Here is a 20,193-nt window from a genome sequence, read left to right as displayed (position 1 = left end):
TAACATGAGAAAAAGATTTTTTAACTTATCGATATATTTTATAACAATCTCGTTTATACTCGGTGTTGTAATTTCCGCTCAGAAAGAAAATAAAAATATACAGAGCTCAAAAGAAGATCATTGTTATTCATGCCATAAAGAAATTGATAATCTGCCAAAAGATTTTTCTGAAAACGATATCCACCGTCATGCAAACATTTCATGTTCATCTTGCCATGGCGGAGACCCGACAAGCGATGATCAAGAAATTGCTATGAGTCCTTCAAAAGGATTTGTTGGTGTACCTAAACACAAGGACATTCCTAAATTCTGCGGAAAATGCCACTCAGATATAAATGTCATGAGAGTTTTTCAACCAAGAATAGAAACAGATCAAGTTGAGCAATATTACACCAGCGTGCATGGTAAAAAACTTTTAACGGGAGATGAAAATGTAGCAGAGTGTGCCAGCTGCCATTCTGCACATTCAATACTTCCTGCTAAAGATCCGCGTTCGACTGTTTATGCTTTGAATGTTCCGGGTACTTGCAATAAATGCCATGGTAATTCGGAGTTGATGAAAAAATATAATCTTCCAAGCAATCAACTGGAAGAATATTCGAAAAGTGTTCACGGAGTAGCGCTTCTTAAGATGAAAGATGTTGGCGCTCCGGCTTGTAACGATTGCCACGGTAATCATGGTGCAATTCCTCCCGGAGTTACCTCAATTTCTAATGTATGCGGAACCTGTCATGTGAGCAACATGGAATACTTCAACTCCACAAAAATGTCAAAAGCTTTTGAAGAACAAGATTTTCACGGATGCGAACAATGCCACGGCAATCATGCAGTATTAAAACCGACGGATGAAATGATCGGTGTGGGAAAAGATTCGAAATGTGTTGAGTGTCATTCATCCGGAGATGAAGGTTACGCTGCTGCGAAAAAAATATATTCATCGCTGACAAATTTGAAGAATCAATTTGCGATGGCAGATGCAAAATATTTAGAAGTTAAGAAGAAAGGGATGAATGATATTGAGATTGGCTTTCTCTTGCAGGATGCTAAACAGGCACTTATTCAATCGAGAACATTGATTCACACATTCGATTCGACTAAAGTTAGTGCAAGAACAAATGAGGGTATAGCAATTTCCAATAAAGCCTCTTTAATGGCACAAAAAGAAATTGATGAATATTATACACGCAGAAATGGTTTTGCGGTAGCAACATTAGTATTTCTCCTAGTTGTTGTAGCGCTATATTTAAAAATAAAAGACAAAGAGAAAAAAACCACTAAATAAAATATTGTATAAGCTATCATTTTCTTTCATAAACGGCTTAATTCAGAGAATAAGGTCTTGGATTTTTAGCCCGCGCTGACTAAGTTTGCCCCAGAAGGTTAAAATCTTTTTGATTTATCCCGGTAAATAAAATTTAAATTTATAAACAAGGAATGAAATGAAACTAAAATTACCTCATTCATCTCAAAATTGGGTTTCATTGGTTGGTGCTACTATTGCATTGATCAGTCTTTTCATGATAATCTTTTTATTTGTTATCACCTTCACTTCCGGAGGAGGAACTTACTTAGGACTAGTTGTATATATAATTCTCCCCGGATTTTTGTTTATGGGTTTGGTAATAATTCCTGTCGGTATGTTTCTAAAGGTTAGAAGAGATCGGAAAAAACATATTCTCCCTGCAACAGAGTGGCCACAGGTAAATCTAAACAATATCCGCCACAGACATGCCTTCTTTATATTTGCTGCTGGAACAACAATTTTTCTTTTTCTAACTGCGTTCGGCAGTTACGAAGCATTTCATTACACGGAATCGGTTGAGTTTTGTGGTAAACTCTGCCACAATGTGATGGCACCTGAATACACAGCATATCAAAATTCACCTCATGCAAGAGTAGCCTGTGTTGATTGCCATGTTGGAACAGGCGCAAGCTGGTATGTTAGATCTAAACTTTCCGGTTTGTACCAAGTTTATGCTGTTACTCTGGGTACCGTACCAAGACCAATTGAAACGCCGATCTCAAACTTACGCCCGGCACGTGAGACGTGCGAACAATGTCATTGGCCTCAAAAATTTTATTCTAGAAAACTTGTAACTCAAAGACATTATATGCCCGATGAAAATAATTCTGAGTGGGATATTTCTTTGACGATGAAAATTGGTGCTCAAATAAGCGCACTTGGAACTCAAGAAGGAATTCATTGGCACATTAACCCAAATGTTAAGATAGAATACAAATCTGCCGATAGTAAACGTGAAAAAATTCCTTGGGTTAGATATACTAACTTAAAAACCGGTGAAGTGTTTGTTTATCAAGACAAAAATGAAAGTGTTACAAAAAGTGCATTGGATACAATGCAGACACGCACAATGGACTGCATGGATTGTCACAACAGACCGTCTCATAATTATCAGCCGCCAACATTCTTCTTAAATAATGCACTTGCGGCTGGCACAATTCCAAAAGAACTTCCTTGGATAAAATCCAAGGCGCTTGAAATTATGGACAAGAAATTTTCTACTACCGATACGGCAATGATTGTTATTAGAGATGAGATAAACAAATATTACAAAGAGAAGTATCCCGATATTTATTCGAATAAAAAATATTTAGTTGATAAGGCAGTTCAAGGAATTCAGGAAGCATTTAAGAAAAATATTTTCCCGGAAATGAAAGTCCGGTGGAATGTCTATCCTAATAATATTGGACATATGGAATTTATGGGGTGTTTCCGCTGCCATAATGATAATCACGCAACCCCTCAAGGCAGAGTAATAAAAAGGGATTGTAATCAATGTCATCTAATAAATGCACAAGGACCGCCGGATAAATTGGAAGTTTCACCGATAAATGCATTCCTAATATTCAAACATCCCGATAAAGAGAGCGGCGATGCGTGGAAAGAAATGGCTTGTGTTGAATGCCATACCGGAGTTAACCCATAAATAGATTTTGAATAGAACGCAGAACAATATGATAGTAAAACTCTGCGTTCTATTCTTTTGTTAAATTTCAAATCGAATAACATTCTTTTCTTTTATATATTTAATCCGGAATAAAATTCAAACCAGTATTTCATGATTGAAATAGTAAATCTGCACAAAAGTTTTGGCGCCAATAATGTTCTTCGCGGCGTAAATCTCGAGATCAAAGAAGGAGAGTCGCTTGCTATAATTGGTAGAAGCGGCTGCGGGAAAAGTGTACTTCTTAAGCATATAGTAGGATTACTTCAACCCGACGAAGGATATATAAAATTCGATGGAAAAATTATAAGCGAGCTTGCGCAGAAGGAACTTTATAAAATAAGGCGGAAGTTCGGTTTTCTTTTTCAAGGAGCAGCGTTATTTGATTCTATGACCGTAGAAGAAAATGTTGGAATTGCTCTTGTAGAAAATGATATCGGATATTCAAAAGAAATGATAAATAAAATAGTTGCAGAAAAACTTGAATTGGTAGGTTTACCCGGCACTCAAAACTTAAAACCTTCCGAACTCTCAGGCGGAATGAAAAAACGTGTGGGACTTGCACGCGCCTTAGTTTCAAACCCGGAATATATTTTGTATGACGAACCGACTACCGGTCTCGACCCGATAATGTCCGATTCGATAGATGATTTAATCAAAGACCTAAATCAAAAATTGAAAGTAACTTCGATTATTGTCACCCATGATATGTTCAGTGTTAAAAATACAGCTGATAAAATTGCGATGATGCACGAGGGGAAAATATATTTTAAAGGTACACCTAAAGAAGTACTTGAAAGTACTGATTCCGTAGTTAAAAATTTTATTCAGAGAACCGGATTCTGATGGCTAAGAATAGAATAAAATATATTTGTTCGAATTGCGGTCACGAAGAATTAAGATGGCTTGGTAAATGCCCTTCATGCGAAAGCTGGAATTCTTTTACTGAAGAATTAATTGAAGAAAAAAAATCTTCAAAGAAAAAATTCACCGGGGAATCATCAATTACAAAATTGAATACGGCTGCTCATCAAAGTGAAGATAGAATAAAAACAAATATTGAGGAATTCGACCGTGTTCTTGGAGGCGGTTTGATGCCTGGTTCGGTTGTTTTAATTGGCGGAGATCCGGGGATTGGTAAATCAACGCTTGTAATGCAAGCCGCTGCTAAAATTAAAAGTGAAGTTTTATATGTAACGGGAGAGGAGTCGGCAAATCAAATAAATCTCCGCGCAAAAAGATTGAAAGTTCATTCGGAAAAAATTTCCGTAATGACAGAAACCGATCTTGATATTATTCTTAATGCAATCGGAAAACATTCACCCGAAGTTGTAATAATTGACTCTATTCAAACTACATATAAGACAGATTTTGATAACGCGCCCGGCACAATAACACAAATACGCGAATGTACAGCTGAACTTATGCAATTGGCAAAAAAGAAACATTGCGCAATTATAATTGTTGGTCATGTAACAAAAGAAGGAGCCATAGCAGGACCAAAAGTTCTTGAGCATATTGTTGATACTGTTCTGCAATTTGAAGGTGAACGAAGTTACTCTTACAGAATATTACGCGCTCAGAAAAACCGGTTCGGAAGTACAAACGAGATCGGTATTTTTGAAATGCATGACGACGGATTGCGGGAAGTCAAAAATCCGAGCGAGATATTTCTGAGTGAACAGGAAAAAGAAATCACCGGCTCAGTAGTAACATCGAGCATGGAAGGCACCCGTCCGATTCTTCTGGAAGTGCAGGCGTTGGTAACACCGTCTTCTTATGGAAATCCACAGCGTGTAGCAACCGGATTTGATTACCGCCGTCTTTCAATTTTATTAGCTGTTCTTGAAAAGAGAGCTAATCTTCGTTTGTCGGCTCAAAATGTATTTCTAAATATTGCAGGCGGAATTAGAATTGATGAACCGGCAGTTGATCTTGCTGTCTGCTGTGCGATAGCATCGAACTTCTCTAATAAGTTTGCCAGAAATGATACGGTTGTAGTTGGAGAAGTTGGTCTTGGTGGTGAAGTTAGAAGTGTTAGTAATATAGACAAACGAATTCAGGAAGCGGCAAAACTCGGATTTAAAAAAATTGTTGTCCCCTCAAATAATTTCAAATCGGTTAAAAGTAAATCGGCAATAGAAATTATTCCTATCGATAATCTTACATCTGCAATAAACCAAATTCTTTTTTAAGTAATAATCCTTTCTAAAATTTTTTATATTTCGATTATCACATCGGAGTATAGAAATGAAAAACATATATAAGCAGTTAACCCTCATTCTATTGTCATTATTATCATTGCCTTCGTGTGGTGGAGAAAAAAAATCTTCTTTACAAGACTCCAACTATTACGCAAGGAATTCGGATGCAGTACAAACCGGCGGTATTAAAATCATTCCGATTGAAACCTCTAAAGGTAAATTTAATATCTGGACCAAGAGTTACGGAAATAATCCGAAAATAAAATTGCTGCTTTTAAATGGCGGACCGGGCGCAACCCACGAATACTTTGAATGCTTCGAAAGTTTTTTACCTGCAGAAGGAATAGAATTTATTTACTATGATCAATTAGGCTGTGGAAATTCCGACAATCCAAAGGATACAGCTTTATGGGATCTTCCTCGTTATGTGGAAGAAGTTGAGCAGGTTCGTAAAGCACTCAATCTCACAAAAGATAATTTTTATCTGCTTGGTCATTCATGGGGCGGTATTCTAGCAATGCAATACGCTTTAAAGTATCAAGAAAATTTGAAAGGACTCATTATTTCCAATATGATGGCAAGTTGCCCCGATTATAAAAAATATGCCGATGACGTTTTAGCTAAACAGATGGATCCTAAAATTTTAGGTGAGATTAAGTCTATTGAATCAAAAGGTGATTTCGAAAATCCCAAATACATGGAATTGTTAATTCCGAATTTTTATCAACTTCACATTTTAAGAATGCCGGCCGACCAATGGCCGGAACCCGTAAACAGATCGTTCGCAAAAATGAATCAGTCGCTGTACGTGACTATGCAGGGTCCGAGCGAATTCGGAATTTCAGGTAAACTTGAAAAGTGGGATATAAAGAAAGAACTTCCTAAAATTAAAGTTCCTACATTAGTTATCGGCGCAAAGAATGATACGATGGATTCGGAACATATGAAATGGATTTCTACACAGCTGCCGAAAGGAAAATATCTATATTGTCCTAACGGCAGTCATATGTGCATGTATGATGACCAGAAAATTTATATGGAAGGGCTAATCAATTTTATTTTATCTGTAGACAAGGATTCGAAAATGTGATTCACTGTTCTCATAGAATTAGTAATAAAAATAGTTTGCAGATAATACAATCAAAATTATAAACCAACACAAGTTTATGATTTATGACACGATAGAATTGGGTTTAGTGGAACTTTTCCATACTTCAAAGCATTTAGTAGAGAAAAGGAAAACATGCCTCTCAATTATTCTATAATTCTAAGTTCAGTTCGAGAGAAAAGTCAAGGCATCAATGCGGCAAAATTCATTTTAAACAAATGCCTTGAACGCGGTTATAACGTTACGTTAATTGATCCCAAGGAATATAACCTGCCTCTTCTTGATAAGATGTATATAGAATATCATAAAGGTACCGCTCCGGAATCACTAGAAAAACTTCATAATATTTTGTCCGCTTCAGATGGATATATAATTGTTACGGGTGAATATAATCATTCATTACCGCCGGCACTCACTAACTTGATGGATTATTTCCGTCAAGAGTATTTTTTCAAGCCGGCCGCAATTGTGAGTTATAGCGGCGGACTGATTGCAGGAATGCGATCGGCTATTCAAGCAAAAATATTTTTGGGTGAACTCGGAATGGTAACTACCAAAACAATGTTAGGAATTCCCAAGATACAATCGGCTTTTAATCAAAGTGGGGAACCTGTTGATGAATCATTCCATGCAAAAGTAAAACGGTTTCTCGATGAGCTAGAATGGTATGCAAACGCATTAAAGTCAGCACGAGCACAAGGTGTTCCATTCTAAAATAATTTTTTAAACTAGACCGTAATTTGTTGCGGCTTTTCAAAAGAATTCCGGAAACTTATCCCGCCCCATAAATCAATTCTATTATTCATTATATTTATTTCATAAAAATCCGGGATGAATATGCAGATTGAATATAGAATAGAAGAAAATTTAAATGTAGATGAATTCATTGATTGCCTAATTGATTCAACGCTTGGCGAACGTCGCCCTGTTAATGATAAAGATAGAATTGCTAAAATGCTTACAAATGCAAATTTGATTGTAACGGCGCGTACAAGCAATTTACTTATTGGTGTATCGCGCTCAATAACGGATTTTTCTTACTGCACATATCTTTCTGATCTCGCGGTGAGAAAAAATTATCAACACAAGGGAATTGGTAAAGAATTAATCAGAAGGACAAAATTAGCTAGTGAACCGGCAAAGCTAATATTGCTTTCGGCTCCTGCCGCTATTGATTATTATCCAAAGATCGGAATGACAAAGCACAACTATTGTTATTTACTAACGGATGTTGAAGAGCTAAAATGAAATCAAAATTGCTGTTCGTGCTTCGATTAATTATCGGATTAGTGTTCATAATTTCGGCTTACTCGAAATTAATTTCTCCGGGACTTATTGAAATAATTTTAATTGATCATGGAATTGCCGGTACAAGGGAAGCTGCTGCAATTCTTGTAAGAGTATTAATTGGCATTGAGTTTGGGCTCGGTTTATTATTCTTTCAACCATTCTCAATGAAAAGAATAGTAATTCCAGTTTCATTTCTCTTTCTTCTTGGTTTTACTTCCTATCTTGTTTATACCGGATTTATTTTACATGATACACAGAATTGCGGATGTTTCGGTGAGATGATTAAAATGTCACCGCTTGAATCGATAATTAAAAATGTTGTATTGATTGGATTACTGGTATTGTTGTTTAGAAATACTGAAGAGAAAAAAAATTATTTTGTGGTACCATCAATTGCAATCGCTTCAATCATAATCGTTTTTATAATATCACCGGTAAAATCACATAAGGATTTCAAGTTTGCCAAGTACACAAATTTTGAAGAAGCAGGGAGAGTGGATCTATCAAACGGGGATAAACTGATTGCAATCTTGAATACCGAATGCGATCACTGCCAAAATCTAGCTAAAGAATTATCCGGACTCCGGAAGAAAGTAAATAGAATTCCGGCAATGTACGCATTGTTATTTACCGAAGGCTCAGTGAGTGCCGACTCGTTCAAGGCTATTACTAAACTTGATTTACCATACAGAATGATCAACATGAATGAATTTTTGGATTTGATAGGGCAGTCTCCGCCTAGAATCTATTGGCTGCAGAACGGTTCGGTTAAAGAATTTTGGGATAAAGATTTTATGAATCATTTGAAAAATAATTTTATGGCTAATCAGAAATAGAAATTCATAAACCAATCGTGCAATTCTTAATTCAATGTTTCAGCCAATTTTGAATTATCTGTTTGCCATAAACCGTCATAACAGATTCCGGATGAAACTGAACACCAATTACATCGTATTCTTTGTGTGAAATAGACATTATCACATCGTCAGTACCGACGGAGGTTATCTTAAGACAATCCGGAAATTTATTTTTTGAAATTGCCCAAGAGTGATATAAACCGGCATCAAATTCCGAAGGAATATTTTCAAATAAATAATCTTCCGGAGAAACAGTTTTTATTTTAGATCTAATACCATGACGAACGATGGGGAGATTATAAAGCTCTCCACCGAATGCTTCTGCGATTGCTTGATGTCCCAGGCATACGCCAAGTATTTTTTTTGATGAAGCGTATTTGGAAATAACTTTTGTAATCATCCCCGATTCAGATGGAAGTCCAGGTCCAGGAGAGATAAGGATTTTGGAAGATTGATCCGCTATCTCATAATTAAGTTGGTCATTCTTAACCAATAAATAATCATAGTGAAATTCTTCTACAATTTGCAGTAAATTGTAAGTGAAAGAATCATAGTTGTCTATAATCAATATTTTATTTTTCAAAACATTCCAATGAGTAATAAAGAATTAGCCGCAGTTAAATTAATGAACGAATATGGAAATGATAAAATTCCATTTCTATTCATAGTTGATTTCGAAATCAAAGAACCGGTTGTAATAAAATTGAGTGAGGTAATTCCGTCAAGTATACTCTTCAACATAAATGGTAAGAAAAATTACAATATTAAAACTAAACTAAACAGTTCCATCCTATTCGAAAAACATCCTATCAGCTATGAAAAATACATTTCAGTTTATGAAAATATTTTAAAAGAGATAAATGCAGGAAACACTTATCTGCTTAATCTAACTTTCCCAACAAGAATTGCAACTAATCTTACACTTGAACAGATATTCCTTTTAAGCCGAGCCGAATATAAGCTCCTGTACAAAAATAAATTCGTTGTTTTTTCTCCGGAATCCTTTGTAAAGATTTCTGATGGGATTATTTCTTCTTTCCCGATGAAGGGTACAATAGATGCTTCAATTGAGAATGCCGAACAAGTTATTCTGAACGATCCCAAAGAGATTGCTGAACACAACACGATAGTCGATTTGATCAGAAATGATTTGAGTATGGTTTCAAAAAATGTTCGTGTTGAGAAATTTAGATATGTGGAAAAAATCGAGACCAATAGTAAAATCCTCTTGCAGGTTAGTTCAAAAATATGCGGTGAAGTGGGAAATGATTATAACCGTAGAATAGGAGAAATAATTTTTAATTTACTTCCGGCAGGTTCAATAAGCGGCGCGCCGAAAAAGAAAACAGTTGATATCATCAAATCGTCTGAAATATATTCACGCGGTTTTTATACCGGAATCTTCGGATACTTTGACGGTTCTACACTCGACAGCGGAGTTATGATTCGATTTATTGAACAAACAGGTGAAGGATTAATATTTAAAAGCGGCGGCGGAATTACATTTATGAGCACACCTGAATCAGAATTTCAAGAAATGATAGATAAGGTCTATGTCCCGATTATTTGAGAGCATAAAGGTATTCGATAGAAAGTTATATGACATTGAATATCATAATGCCAGAATGAATAAAACCCGGCATGAGTTATTTAATTCTCATGATGAAATAGATTTAGTCGAAGTAATCAAAATACCAGCAGACCTATCACACAACCTTTATAAATGCAGAGTAATTTACACTGACGGAATTATCAATATTGTATTCCACCCGTACATAATGAAACCGGTTACTGACCTAAAAGTGGTTTATGACGATTCTATCTTATACAAATATAAGTTTGAAGACCGCGAAGAATTTCTGAAACATTTAGATAATGTTGAAGAAAGAGAAATCTTAATTGTAAAAAATAGATTGATTACCGATACGAGTTATTCCAATATTGTTTTTAGTGATAATGAAAAATTTATAACTCCAGCCACCCCGCTTCTAAAAGGAACAAAAAGAGAAAAATTATTAAATATTGGGAAAATTATTGAAGGGGAGATTCGGTTAACCGATTTACATAAATTCAAATATGCATATCTGATTAATGCAATGATTGACTTGGAAGATAATGTCCGCGTTCCAATCAACAAGATTTTATATTAAAAAGCCGTCAAAAAAGTTACTCTTTTCTGACAGCTTTATTTATAATAATTTAAAACTGAATTTTCTTTTGAACTTCTTCTGCAACTTCCGGAGAAACTAAAATTCTTCCGCAAGATTCACATGAATAAAGTCTCTTTCCGGATTTAATTTCCAATTGTCTCTGTGGAGGGACAACATTGTAACATCCGGTACATGCGGCGCGAATTAGTGTAACAACTGCTTTTCCGCCAAGAGCCTTACGGATTCGTGAGTAGGTGTTATAATCTGGTTTTTTAACTTTGGTAACTACCTTATCTCTTTTATCTTTTAATCTGGCTTCTTCACGTTCATTTGCTTTTATAATTTGCTTTAACTCGGTTTCCTTTTCTTTTAAGTCTTTTGACAGTATATCTAGCTGGGGTTCAATTTCTTTAATTTCCCCTTTTAATTTTTGAATAAGGTCTTCCAAAGCGGTGCTTTCCGCTTCAAGCTTTGTTATCTGTTCTTCCGAATGATCTATCTCTTTGGTGAGGGCATCATATTCTTTGTTGTTGCGAACTTGATAAAGCTGCGACTTAAATTTTTTAAGATTGGTTTTCAATCGGTCAACATCATCATCATTTTGTTTCCGTGTGCTGAGTGATTTTTTCTTTTCGCTCTCTTTTGTTTCGATTTGATTTTCGATAGTCTCGATCTGCTGTTTCAAATCGTTAACAGCTGCCGGAAGATCCCCTCGCAATTCCTCCAATTCATCAAGCTGATTGTCAATCAACTGAAGTTCGTAAAGTATTGCCAATTTTTCTATCAATTTAGACTCCTTCTTGTTTATAAAACTTTACGGGGTTTGTAATACCCGAATATTTTAAAATTTTTATTTTCTTATCACTCGAAATAAACTTTTTCATTTTTTGCTGAACCGAATTAAGTACAACAATTTCAGTTTCATAATGGCCGGCATCAATTAACAAGATATTTTTCTGTGCAGTGTGGTATGCGTGATATTTAAGATCTGCTGTAACAAATGCATCCGCGCCGCTTGACATAGCAGCCGGAAGCAATTCGGAACCGGAACCTCCGCAAACCGCAACTTTAAAAATCGAATTATTCTTACCCTCGCAAAATTTTACGGTTTTAGTTCTTAATGATTTGCAAACATACTTCAGAAATTCTTTTTGTGTCATCATTTTATCAAGTTCACCTACAACACCCGCTCCATAATTTACATTCTTATTTTTCAAAGGATAGATATCGTATGCAGGCTCTTCGTAAGGATGAGATTTTTGTATCGCAGAAATTACTTTGTTCAAGTTCCATGAATCAACTATGAATTCGATCCGTACTTCGTTCACTCGTTCCAGTTTATTTTTCTTACCAATATTCGGCTTAGACTTTTCCGATCCCTTAAAGGTTCCCTCTCCATCTATTCTGAAACTGCAATTCTCATATTCACCAATTATGCCGCCGCCCGCGCGGAATACCTCGCTGGAAACTTTTTGCAAACTTGATTGTGGTACGAATAGGACGATTTTTAACTGATTACTTTCTTCAAATTCCAGAAAGCGGGGGTTTTTCAATTTCAATGTCTTTGCTAGTTCAAACGAAACACCGTCTTTTGTAAAATCTAAATTTGTATGGGCTGAGTAAACGGTGATATTGTTTTTTACAATTTTTTCAATCAGTTTTGCTGTGAAATTTTTCTCGAGGTCTAATTTTTTTATTGGATTAAAAATGAGAGGATGATGCGTAAAAATAAAGTTACATTTTTTTTGAAGGGCTTCTTTTAGGACTTTATCATCTAGCTCTAGACAGAGCATGATGTTTTTGATTGTTGCGCCTCGTGAGCCGACTTGAAGTCCTACATTGTCCTTCTCCCAAGCAGCTCCGGGCGGTGCCCAATCTTCCAGATATTTTGTCAATTCTCCAACAGTCATATATAAAAAAAATGCACTCCGGTTATTGGGAGTGCATTTGGTCTTCAGAAACTTCTATTTGTAAGTTCTGTCGTTTTTTTTCTAGCTAATGTTATTAAAAATTTTCTCATATGTCGTGCCAAAATATACCATAATCACTATTCAGATTCAAATCCATCAAAAATTAAATTTCTGCGGGTTGAATCCAAGAACCATTTTCACGTATAATCTCTATTAACTCTTCTACAGCGTCGTCGGAATTAACATTCCTTCGGATAATCTCCTTACCCCGGTAAAGTGTAATTTTGCCTGGTCCTGAGCCAACATAACCGAAATCGGCATCGGCCATTTCACCGGGACCATTTACAATACAGCCCATAATAGCAATTTTAACACCTTTCAAATGCTCGGTTCGTTTACGTATCTTATTTGTGACTTCAACAAGATCAAATAAAGTTCTTCCGCAAGATGGACAAGCGATATATTCGGTTTTGGAAATCCGCGTCCGTGCTGCCTGCAGAATTCCGAAAGAAGTTCTGTTAATAAATGAGTTATTAAAATTTTGCAAGGATTTGTCTTTCCCGGTAAGCCAGATTCCATCTCCAAAGCCATCTATTAGCAAAGCACCCAAATCTGTTGAGGAATAGAGCCGGAACTCGTCTTCGTCAACTTTATCGTATGATCGTTTTATGATTACTGGATTATTAATTCCGTTCGCAATCAGTTCAAAAAATATTCTTCTCTGCTCTGCCATTCCGTGAAGATTATTTGTCGTTATGACTAAGACCACAGTCTCATCATTTGCCGCTGATAAAATTCGTTTATTGAAAATTGATTTTGCATCAAGTTCTACAAAATTTAGAATAAATGATTTGTCTTTTGAGCCGTTAAATTGATCGCATGATAGGAAAAATGGAAATCCTTTTGTTTTATCTTCCAGCAAACTCCATTTTTCAAAATCGTAAACTACTTTTAATCCGGTCGGTACATCAAATGTAAGATCATGTTTGGCAACATAAATTAAATCACAAGCTTGATCGCTCATGTTCCATTTATCTGTTAGTGGATCGTAATTATATCCAACATTTTTTAAATCTTTTTCAGATAGAATTTCCTTTTTGCTGAAGTCGGCGAAGACTTTTGGAACTGTATTCCCGCCAATGCCGGCAGTTTCAAATGATTCTCTTCGTGAATAAACGAACGGATCTTTCGGTAAATCATCAATTGGAATAATCGGTATGTGATTTTCTCTTTCTTTGTATCTGTTTACAAGAGAGATTGCAACCGGAATTTCATATTCGGGTTCTTCAGTTAATGAAACACGAATTGTATCACCGATTCCGTCTTCAAGGAGTGTTCCAATTCCAACTGCAGATTTAATTCTTCCATCTTCTCCGTCACCAGCTTCAGTTACTCCCAGATGGAGCGGATAATTCATTTTTTCGGCTTCCATCTGCTGAATTAGCAAACGGTATGCATGAACCATTACTTGCGGATTACTTGATTTCATGGAGAGTACGATATTGTAATAATTCAGATCTTCACAGATGCGTAAAAACTCTAAAGCAGACTCGACCATTCCATGCGGTGTATCACCGTAACGGCTCATAATTCGATCCGATAGAGAACCATGGTTTGTTCCGATGCGCATTGCCGTTCCGTATTCTTTGCAGATTTTTACTAGCGGAGAAAATTTCTCTCTAATTCGTTCAATCTCTGCATTGTATTCGGTATCTGTGTATTCAAGTTTTTGAAATTTTTTCTTATCGGCATAATTACCAGGGTTAACCCGAACTTTTTCAACAATTCTAGCAGCAAGTTCCGCCGCATTTGGTGTAAAATGAATATCTGCAATCAGAGGTGTTTTATAACCGCGCCTGCGCAATTCATTTTTAATGTTTTGAAGATTCTGGGCTTCATTTATACTTGGTGCTGTAATGCGTACATACTCGCAGCCTGCGTCAATCATTCTTATTGATTGCTCAACCGTAGCAATTGTGTTCATAGTGTCTGTGGTAGTCATGGATTGAATACGTATCGGATTATCGCCGCCTAGAGGTACATCACCGATAAAAACTTCACGCGTTTTATATCTCGAATACTCGGTTAGACTATTACAGTATTTCTTTAATTGCTCAATCATTATTTCGTTACACTAACTCAGTCATTTATTAATTATTAATGTGCCATTCATAAAACAATTTGAAAGGTAAAATGGTTCTGAAGAAAAATTAACTTTTAGCAAGCTCATATAAAAATGCTTTCACAAATTCAGGTGCCGCAGAAGGGTTTTGAGCAGTAATAATATTTTTTTGTGATACAACTTGTAAATCTTGGTAAACAATGCCTTCACTTTCGAGTGCGCGTCTGTCATCGGAATGACACGTCGCACTTTCGTTAAGTACTCCGGCTTTTGCCAATATAACGGGTGCGCTGCAGATTGCGCCAAGCGGTTTTTTGCTCTTCGCAAATTTTTGAGAAATAGATTGAATTGTTTTATTGTCCCAGTACTTTCTCATGCCGCTTCCGCCGATTAGTATCATTCCGCTGAAGTTACTTTCATGAATATTATAAAGCTGAACGTCATTTTTAACTTTCAAGCCGTTTGAACCGAGACAAAGAAAATTCGAATCCGATGCAATGAATATTTTAACATCGGCTAGTTCGAGAGAATTTGTGATGATAAGATATTCCTCTTCATTGAAGTTTTGTGCGGGAATGATGAGCAGAACGCTTTTCTTGATCAAAAATATTTTCTCTTTTCAATTCTATCAACAAAATACAAATATTAAGTTAGACGGGCAATTAGATGAATGTTTGGTTTAATGAAATAAATTTCTAATTTCGTTTGTGTAAAGATCGCTACGAAGAAACGAAGGCTTAAATACTCACAATTATGCGCATTCCCGAAAATAAAATTGAAGAGATTAGAAACGCAGCCGATATAGTTGATATAGTTTCGGCACACGTTCATCTGAAAAAACGAGGTAAAAATTTCATCGGTCTCTGCCCATTCCATCAGGAAAAGACTCCATCGTTTACAGTTAGTGATGATAAACAGATCTATCACTGTTTTGGATGCGGGGTAGGAGGAAATGTTTTTAAATTCTTGATGGAATTCAAAAATATCTCATTTATCGAAGCAGTAGAAGAGATTGCCGATCATCTTGGGATTAAAATTGAAATAGAAAATAACCAATCGGACGCACAGCAGAATGAACTTGAAGAGTTATACGAACTAAATGTTCTTGCTGCCCGTTTCTTTTCGGACAATCTCCTGAAGAGCAACGATGGTGAACAAGCCCGAGAATATTTAAAACGAAGAAATATCAAACTGCAAACTCAAAAAATTTTTGGGATTGGTTACGCTCCTTACGGCTGGGATAATTTTCTATCGCATGCAAAAGAAAATAAAGTTGATCTAATAAAAGCAAAAACACTTGGACTCATTGATATCAATGATAAGGGCGAGTATTATGATAAATACCGCGGTAGAGTAATCTTTCCTATCTTTTCTCCGAACGGAAGAGTTATTGCATTCGGCGGCAGGGTCTTGGAAAATCAAGAAAACGCAGCTAAGTATCTTAACTCACCGGAATCGCAAGTCTATTCAAAGCGGCGTTCACTTTACGGATTGTATCACTCGAAAGATGATATCAGAAAGCTTGATAGAGCCATTCTTGTAGAAGGCTACATGGATTTGGTATCTCTTTTTCAAGCAGGGGTGAAAAATGTAGTTGCTTCATCCGGAACATCGTTGACAGAAGAACAAGTTCAACTACTTTCACGCTTCACAAAAAATATTATAATTCTTTTTGATGCCGACCCGGCTGGACAAAAAGCATCTCTCCGAAGTATAGAGATTTTACTCAAACAGGATTTTGAAGTTAAAGTTATTGCTCTTCCCACAGGTGAAGACCCGGATTCGTTCATAATTAAATTCGGCAAAGAAAAGTTTGATGAAGAAGTATTCCGCGCAAAAAACTTTTTGGAATATCAGACCGCACAATTTGAAGAACAAGGATTGTTTGAAGACTCTGCGGATATGACGAAAGCAATTCGCGAACTAGTTAAAACTTTAGCACTGGTAAACGATGAATTAAAACGCAATCTTTTAATGAAAGCAATTGCCAAGAGATTTAATCTGCGCGAAAAGTTAATAGAAACTGAGCTGAATATATTTCTCGATCAGCAAACAGAAAGAGTTAATCCCATAGGTGTACGTCCTGAGCAAAGAATTGCCGCACATCAGTCAGCCGAACAATTTGCGTTGACAACAAAAACTGAAAACGAAAATCCTTATGAAAAAGAATTAGTTCGTTTACTTTATAGCGGGGATGAGCAAGTTATTGCGCATATTCTTGACAACTTATCATTGGAAAGTTTCTCCAGTCATCAACTAAGAAAACTTGCCGAGATTGTTCATGCCGGTTTTGATGAACAAAGAATTTCTCCGGCTTACTTAATAGATAAAATTCCGGATGAAAACTCACGTGAATTTATTTTCGATTTAACCTTATCGGATGAAACGATTAGTAAAAAATGGGATGAATTTTCGTTCAACGGTAAAATCGAAAAAGATACCTTAGAACATGCACAAGAGACAGTCAGAAATTTTCTTCTTTATCAAATTGATCTTCAAGTAAAGTTAAATAATCAGTTCATAACCGATTCAAAAGACGAGCGCCTTCATCTGGAAATGATGAAACGAAACAAAGAGCTTTACGAAGAAAAAAAATCTTTGCTGGAATCAAAACCTAAAAACAATATTGATTGATAATGAATTACAACCCATCTCTTTACGAAATTAATACGCGTGTTTGGTTGCACAGGTTCGATCAAGGAAAAGGAAAATTAACTCTTGCAGATGTTCCAAGCTCATATTGGGATGATTTTAGTAAAAAAGGAATTAACTATATCTGGCTTATGGGAGTCTGGAAAATTTGTGATTCTATCATAGAGAAATATTGTTTCGAAGACTACCTAGTAAAAAGTTATAAACGCGCTCTCAAAGATTGGGAAAGAAAAGATGTTATCGGTTCTCCTTTTGCTGTTGCCGAATACAAGATTAACCCGGCTCTTGGGCTCAAACGGTCCTTGCTTGAATTAAAATCCCAGCTTAATAAAAAAGGTATGAAATTAATTTTAGATTTTGTCCCAAATCATTTCAGCGCGGAAAGCCCTTTAATAAAAACTCAACCGGAAATCTTTCTCTCCGTTGATCAAGAGCAGTATGAAAACGATCCATATACATTTTATCAACCATTTCCCAATACACAAAAATTTTTTGCGCATGGACGAGATCCATTTTTTCCCGCTTGGCAGGATACTGTTCAAGTGAATATTTTTGATCAACACGCAAGAGACTTTCTTGCTAAAACATTGCTCGAACTAACAAAAGTATGTGATGGTGTACGCTGCGATATGGCGATGTTGGTTTATAATAATGTTTTTCAAAATACATGGAGCGGTACGCTTGAACGGAATGGTTCTGAAAAACCAGATACCGAATTCTGGGCAGATGCTATTTCTAAAGTGAAAAATATACGGGCTGATTTTATATTTATAGCTGAAACCTATTGGAATCTAGAATGGGACCTTCAGCAACTGGGATTTGATTACACGTATGACAAAAATTTAACCGACCGTTTAAAATCTGCCGGCCCTATAGAAATTAAAGAACACTTTCTTGCCGAACATGAATATCAAAAAAAATCATTGCGGTTCATAGAAAATCACGATGAAGAAAGAGCCATATCGGCTTTTGGGAAAGAAAAATCAAAAGCTGCAGCAGTCATAATAAGTACAATTGAGGGAATGCGTTTTTATCACGATGGTCAATTTGAAGGGAAAAAAATAAAACTCCCGGTTCAACTTGGAAGGGAACCGAATGAACCAACAATTGAAGGCATGCCGGAATTTTATTCAAAACTTCTTACAATTACTTCAAATGAAATATTTAAAAATGGGAAATGGAAATTACTCGAACCGGTTTGCTCATGGGAAACAAATTCAACATTTAAAAATATTCTTGCGTGGGAATGGAGTTTGCAATCTGAAAAGAGAATTGTGGTTGTGAATTATTCCGATAAAGTTTCAACATGCAGATTGAAATTAGATTTGCGAGGGTTTCAAGAAGAATTTATTATTAAAGATTTGTTGAACGATCAAACTTACACGCGATCAGCCGAGGAAGTATTTCATGCCGGGCTTTACATAGAACTCAAACCGTATCATTCGCATATCTTTTCTTTCTAAGCATTTTAAATAATGCCGTCTCACTTGAGACGGCATAGCAGTCAAATCAAAATGTAAATGTTAATCCGATCTTAAAAGTCTCGTAAGTTAACGGTTCTTCAGTAGCAAAAGGCCAATTCATATTTCCTTTTTTCAAAGAATAGAAAGCATACGATAATCCATTCTTCAATAGAAAATTTACAATAGGTGCCGCTTCCGGAGATGAATCACCAACCTCGTCAATGAAATGATTTAATACGCCCATTGTACTTTCCTCAATAATAAAACTTCCAATATGCTTCCACACTAAATATCGAGGAAAAATTACAACGGCTTCGTAACCAAAATCCAATGAAGCAAACGAATCAACTTCGATTCTCACTCCTCCTTCAGAGAGTGTTCCAAATCTGAATGCATCATGAAAGCGGTTTAGAATATCAGTATCGTTTCTTGCGTCATCAATACTAATTGGAGGAATTGTAAGTAGGTAAGTGTTTGCCGGATAATCGATCATATCAAGTTTTGACCAGATGAATCCGCCTCCATGATATGGTAGAATAGAAACATTTTTTACCTTATACCCATATCCGCTCCGATCCGCAAAACCAAATCTCCACAAGTTGGATTTCATGTCGCCTCGAGTTAAGGAAGACGATTTCAGATCCGCAGAAATTTTTGAAATAAAAAAATACTTATCGTGAGATTCGATGATGTCATCGGAATAGTAAGAATCTTGTGTTGCATAACCCAATTTGATTTCCGCCAAACCCACATCTGCAAATTTGCTTACAAGCTTATCATGCTTCGGTGTTCCAATGCCGTAATTAATTTCAATAAAGGGCTTGCCGTGAAATTCCCAGCTTAACCATTCATAATTTTTCCAGTCGCTCCACTTGCCATGGCTCCATCTGCCTTCTGTTGAGTCCGGTTCATCCTGTGCGATGATGTTGATGCTTAAAAAAAGAGTTAATAGAGATGCGATAAAAAATATTTTACGGAACATTGCAAACTCCCATTTTCTATTTGAAATTTATTTAAAAAGATTAGTCCAGAATAATTCCAGATTTCTGCTCAAGAACATTTCTAAGGCTCTCTATGAGAATATTCCCCTGGACGGGTTTGGTAATAAATATATCAACGCCAGCATTATAGGCATTGTCTTTATCTTTTTGGTATGCATGAGCAGAAAGAATAACGATTGGTATGTTGCAATGTCTCGGATCGTTGCGAATTTCTTTTGTTAATTGGAGACCGTCTTTTGTGCCCCTAAGAGAAATATCCATAAGAATAGCATCGAATTTTTTTTCTTTGAGTTTTACATAGAAAGATTCGGCGGAATCGCAAATATCTATTTCAAATGATTTCCTTAAAAAAATTTTTAGAAATTTCTGATTCTCAATATCATCTTCAACAATCAGCAGTCCCGGTTTCGATTTACTTTCTTTCAAAATGAACCTGCTTTAAGTTTATATTCTTACAATAAAATAAGAAT

At 36.0% G+C, this 20,193-nt stretch carries 19 protein-coding genes; 12 read left to right on the top strand and 7 right to left on the bottom strand.

The features are described from left to right. Nucleotides 1-4: 4 nt before the first annotated feature. The 8 genes from NTX65_07870 to NTX65_07835 all read left to right on the top strand — a co-directional run bounded on the left by NTX65_07870 (nucleotide 5) and on the right by NTX65_07835 (nucleotide 8,404). Complete coding sequence (locus NTX65_07870; protein MCX6169240.1) at nucleotides 5-1,282, top strand: cytochrome c3 family protein; 1,278 nt, start codon at nucleotides 5-7, stop codon at nucleotides 1,280-1,282. A 157-nt stretch (nucleotides 1,283-1,439) separates the two neighbouring features. After that, nucleotides 1,440-2,948 (top strand): NapC/NirT family cytochrome c, encoded by a 1,509-nt coding sequence (locus NTX65_07865; protein MCX6169239.1) that lies wholly within the window; start codon nucleotides 1,440-1,442, stop codon nucleotides 2,946-2,948. A gap of 132 nt (nucleotides 2,949-3,080) precedes the next feature. Then, nucleotides 3,081-3,812, top strand: coding sequence for an ABC transporter ATP-binding protein (locus tag NTX65_07860; protein ID MCX6169238.1), 732 nt, complete (start codon nucleotides 3,081-3,083; stop codon nucleotides 3,810-3,812). After that, nucleotides 3,812-5,161 (top strand): DNA repair protein RadA, encoded by a 1,350-nt coding sequence (gene radA / locus NTX65_07855; protein ID MCX6169237.1) that lies wholly within the window; start codon nucleotides 3,812-3,814, stop codon nucleotides 5,159-5,161. Before NTX65_07860 ends, radA begins: the two co-directional genes overlap by 1 nt. Before the next feature lie 55 nt (nucleotides 5,162-5,216). Beyond that, on the top strand, nucleotides 5,217-6,260 hold the full coding sequence (locus NTX65_07850; protein ID MCX6169236.1) for a proline iminopeptidase-family hydrolase: 1,044 nt from the start codon (nucleotides 5,217-5,219) through the stop codon (nucleotides 6,258-6,260). Nucleotides 6,261-6,413: 153 nt separating this feature from the next. After that, nucleotides 6,414-6,992 carry an NAD(P)H-dependent oxidoreductase gene (locus NTX65_07845; GenBank protein MCX6169235.1) on the top strand — a complete coding sequence of 193 codons (579 nt, stop codon included), beginning with the start codon at nucleotides 6,414-6,416 and terminating at the stop codon, nucleotides 6,990-6,992. A 123-nt stretch (nucleotides 6,993-7,115) separates the two neighbouring features. After that, nucleotides 7,116-7,526: a GNAT family N-acetyltransferase gene (locus NTX65_07840; protein ID MCX6169234.1), complete on the top strand. Its 411-nt coding sequence runs from the start codon at nucleotides 7,116-7,118 to the stop codon at nucleotides 7,524-7,526. Further along, on the top strand, nucleotides 7,523-8,404 hold the full coding sequence (locus tag NTX65_07835; protein MCX6169233.1) for a hypothetical protein: 882 nt from the start codon (nucleotides 7,523-7,525) through the stop codon (nucleotides 8,402-8,404). Before NTX65_07840 ends, NTX65_07835 begins: the two co-directional genes overlap by 4 nt. Nucleotides 8,405-8,435: 31 nt before the next feature. Here the strand turns inward: NTX65_07835 and NTX65_07830 are convergent, their stop codons facing one another. Further along, complete coding sequence (locus NTX65_07830; protein ID MCX6169232.1) at nucleotides 8,436-9,008, bottom strand: aminodeoxychorismate/anthranilate synthase component II; 573 nt, start codon at nucleotides 9,006-9,008, stop codon at nucleotides 8,436-8,438. A 9-nt stretch (nucleotides 9,009-9,017) separates the two neighbouring features. On the opposite strand from NTX65_07830, the gene NTX65_07825 reads away from it, so the two are divergent. Together NTX65_07825 and NTX65_07820 are read left to right on the top strand one after the other, a co-directional pair. After that, the gene (locus NTX65_07825) at nucleotides 9,018-9,995 is read left to right on the top strand and encodes an aminodeoxychorismate synthase component I (protein ID MCX6169231.1); all 978 of its coding nucleotides are present in this window, start codon (nucleotides 9,018-9,020) and stop codon (nucleotides 9,993-9,995) included. Further along, entirely contained in the window at nucleotides 9,979-10,575 is a 597-nt protein-coding gene (locus NTX65_07820) for an aminotransferase class IV (protein ID MCX6169230.1), read from the top strand. Before NTX65_07825 ends, NTX65_07820 begins: the two co-directional genes overlap by 17 nt. A 49-nt stretch (nucleotides 10,576-10,624) precedes the next feature. On the opposite strand, the gene NTX65_07815 is transcribed toward NTX65_07820, so the two are convergent. The 4 genes from NTX65_07815 to NTX65_07800 form a co-directional block, all read right to left on the bottom strand. Next, nucleotides 10,625-11,362 carry a C4-type zinc ribbon domain-containing protein gene (locus NTX65_07815; GenBank protein MCX6169229.1) on the bottom strand — a complete coding sequence of 246 codons (738 nt, stop codon included), beginning with the start codon at nucleotides 11,360-11,362 and terminating at the stop codon, nucleotides 10,625-10,627. 1 nt (nucleotide 11,363) lies between these two features. After that, entirely contained in the window at nucleotides 11,364-12,470 is a 1,107-nt protein-coding gene (locus NTX65_07810) for a Nif3-like dinuclear metal center hexameric protein (protein MCX6169228.1), read from the bottom strand. A gap of 178 nt (nucleotides 12,471-12,648) precedes the next feature. Next, entirely contained in the window at nucleotides 12,649-14,607 is a 1,959-nt protein-coding gene (gene ispG / locus NTX65_07805; protein ID MCX6169227.1) for a (E)-4-hydroxy-3-methylbut-2-enyl-diphosphate synthase, read from the bottom strand. A gap of 88 nt (nucleotides 14,608-14,695) precedes the next feature. After that, a complete protein-coding gene (locus NTX65_07800; GenBank protein MCX6169226.1) occupies nucleotides 14,696-15,211 on the bottom strand; it encodes a DJ-1/PfpI family protein in 516 nt (171 codons plus the stop codon). A 149-nt stretch (nucleotides 15,212-15,360) separates the two neighbouring features. Here NTX65_07800 and dnaG point away from each other — a divergent pair, with 149 nt between their 5' ends. Then, nucleotides 15,361-17,241: a DNA primase gene (dnaG, locus tag NTX65_07795; GenBank protein ID MCX6169225.1), complete on the top strand. Its 1,881-nt coding sequence runs from the start codon at nucleotides 15,361-15,363 to the stop codon at nucleotides 17,239-17,241. 2 nt (nucleotides 17,242-17,243) lie between these two features. Beyond that, nucleotides 17,244-18,722: an alpha-amylase family glycosyl hydrolase gene (locus NTX65_07790; protein ID MCX6169224.1), complete on the top strand. Its 1,479-nt coding sequence runs from the start codon at nucleotides 17,244-17,246 to the stop codon at nucleotides 18,720-18,722. Nucleotides 18,723-18,768: 46 nt separating this feature from the next. Here the strand turns inward: NTX65_07790 and NTX65_07785 are convergent, their stop codons facing one another. Together NTX65_07785 and NTX65_07780 are read right to left on the bottom strand one after the other, a co-directional pair. After that, complete coding sequence (locus NTX65_07785; GenBank protein ID MCX6169223.1) at nucleotides 18,769-19,704, bottom strand: hypothetical protein; 936 nt, start codon at nucleotides 19,702-19,704, stop codon at nucleotides 18,769-18,771. A gap of 40 nt (nucleotides 19,705-19,744) precedes the next feature. Beyond that, entirely contained in the window at nucleotides 19,745-20,149 is a 405-nt protein-coding gene (locus tag NTX65_07780) for a response regulator (protein MCX6169222.1), read from the bottom strand. Nucleotides 20,150-20,193: the final 44 nt, after the last annotated feature.

It is taken from the genome of Ignavibacteriales bacterium, from assembly GCA_026390795.1.
In the GTDB taxonomy this organism is placed as follows: Bacteria; Bacteroidota; Ignavibacteria; order Ignavibacteriales; family Melioribacteraceae; genus Fen-1258.
Note: the sequence above shows the minus strand (reverse complement) of the source record. Positions and strands in the feature narration are given on the sequence as shown.